Here is a 1975-nt window from a genome sequence, read left to right as displayed (position 1 = left end):
TGGAGGAATTATATTTATTCATCCTCTACGCGTTACGGTGTCTCATAGCCTTTCGCAATCTATGAGATTACCTCGGTATTAGCTTGTTTAATATACTGATTAACATGAATTTGTGGGTTTATGTTTCTCGCCTTTAACTCTTTTCTCAATGTATTTCTGCTAATATTTAAAGTTTTTGAAATCTCATTTTGGGAATGTCCTTGCAAATATAAATTAATGGCTGTTTCAATTTTCTCATCCTGTAAAACAGAAGTTCTATTTTTTAATTCTTCTCTCACATCGGGCATAATGTGCGAATATGACTTATTATGCATAATATTATAAACTACATCGCTACTTACTTGATATTTATTGGCTATATCTTTTACTGCCATATTGGCTAATAAGTCCATAATTATTTTTTTAGCAACACTATCACTTATTAAAGCATTGGGATTTTTTTCACCACAGTGTATTTTTGTTTTCTTCTTGGTGGCACTTATCTTAATAATATGTTCTTGCGATAATTTCCGTCCTTTATGAGCAAGACCGATTTTCTTTTTATGTTCGTCGGTAAATTTCCTACCTTTACCCGCCTCGCTCATTTTTAACCTTACTTCCTTTGTAAAATTTCTATATCTCTGACCACCATACATCATATTATAACCTTTGTCATGGTTACAAGCGTCTAATTCCTTAATGTAATATCTTTCTAATTTATCAAGTTCTTCAATATTGCATTTTTTAATCAACTCTATCTTAAAAGAATCTTCTCCATGCTTATCAAAGGCTCTTTGTAGATGTTCGTTATGATGGTTCCCATTTTTCAAACTGCTTAAATGTCTTTTCTTTCTTTTATTGTAGTTTACTGTTTGCCCTATATACACTTTTCCATCTATTAAATTTGTTATTTTATAAATACCCACAATCTTCATTACATTCACCTCACAATATTATTATATCATTAATATATTGCTTGGTCAATGTTTGTTTCTATATATTAAATTTAGCCTTCACCGATTTTACCCGATTTAAAGTCGCCACCATTCTAGCGACTGCATATATTTCAGGACCACCTTCATTATCCCCAACTAAACCATATAGGCCCATGATTGAATCCAATAAAGACTTACCATTCTTTTTCCCTACTATCAGCACTACTCTTTGATGTTTTCTATTGCCTTCTATATCTATAAAGCCATATACACTAGCAAGATAGGCTTTTTCCCAAAGTTCTAACACTACCTTCTTGCCTGCCAATTTACCCTTAGAGTGGCAACAGAAGTTCTCGGCAAATTCTATTACATGATTAGCTCTTTCTGGTGAATAAAACCATTCCTTGTAACCATCATCTTTAATCCATCTAACTATTTCCTCATACTGTTGATATACTTTTTTAGGTACTAATGTTTTACCTGTTTGTATTTGTTCCCAATATTCCAATATAGGGTTATAATCTTTGGGATATCTTCTTAATCCTTTTTTAGTTATAGTCGGTTTTGTTTTACCGAATATAATGTCTGGGTCAGTTCTTGGATACTTAGTCGGCTCTAGAATTAATGAAGTCTGCGAAACCGTCATCTTCTTCCACCACCTCTGTTTCTTTAGGTAGTAGGTCCGTTAACTGTTTAATTATAGACATATGATTTTTTATCATAGTGTTATATATTTCTACTTCAGGTGATTTTTTAGTTCCCCATTGATTGGCTCCATTCTGGTATTCTGATATGACGCCTTCTCTATTTATAGTTTCTTGTAAATCTTCTAAGGTTACAACCATAAAGGCAGCATTTTCTATAAGGGATTGAGTTGCTTTTTTTACATCGGGATCCATATCTTTATATATTCTTTTAAGTCGTCTCATTTCTTTTTTAATTCTTTCATCTTTAGTTAATTCTTTCTTAGTTTTTTTATTTGCCACTAAAAATCACCTTCTTTCTATTCCTTTTTTTATACCACACCCCCTTAGGTGGAGCTCTCGCGTTTCAAATGTAGG

General features: G+C 32.3%; 3 protein-coding genes. All 3 read right to left on the bottom strand.

The window, feature by feature from the left end; all coding sequences use genetic code 11:
- Positions 1-59 precede the first annotated feature (59 nt).
- From VK998_RS04440 to VK998_RS04430, 3 genes are read right to left on the bottom strand one after another with little or no spacing between them, the layout of a single operon-like run.
- Positions 60-914 (bottom strand): GIY-YIG nuclease family protein, encoded by an 855-nt coding sequence (locus VK998_RS04440; RefSeq protein WP_325225937.1) that lies wholly within the window; start codon positions 912-914, stop codon positions 60-62.
- A gap of 58 nt (positions 915-972) precedes the next feature.
- Entirely contained in the window at positions 973-1560 is a 588-nt protein-coding gene (locus tag VK998_RS04435) for a terminase large subunit domain-containing protein (RefSeq protein WP_325225936.1), read from the bottom strand.
- A complete protein-coding gene (locus VK998_RS04430; protein WP_325225934.1) occupies positions 1520-1900 on the bottom strand; it encodes a P27 family phage terminase small subunit in 381 nt (126 codons plus the stop codon). Before VK998_RS04430 ends, VK998_RS04435 begins: the two co-directional genes overlap by 41 nt.
- Positions 1901-1975: the final 75 nt, after the last annotated feature.

This window comes from Schnuerera sp., from assembly GCF_035459645.1.
In the GTDB taxonomy this organism is placed as follows: domain Bacteria; phylum Bacillota; class Clostridia; order Tissierellales; family Tepidimicrobiaceae; genus Schnuerera.
Note: the sequence above shows the minus strand (reverse complement) of the source record. Positions and strands in the feature narration are given on the sequence as shown.

What these genes read in the sequence shown, in the direction of transcription:
- VK998_RS04435 (WP_325225936.1), bottom strand. Translation starts at nt 1,560, where the DNA reads ATGACGGTTTCGCAGACTTCATTAATTCTAGAGCCGACTAAGTATCCA.
- VK998_RS04440 (WP_325225937.1), bottom strand. Translation starts at nt 914, where the DNA reads ATGAAGATTGTGGGTATTTATAAAATAACAAATTTAATAGATGGAAAA.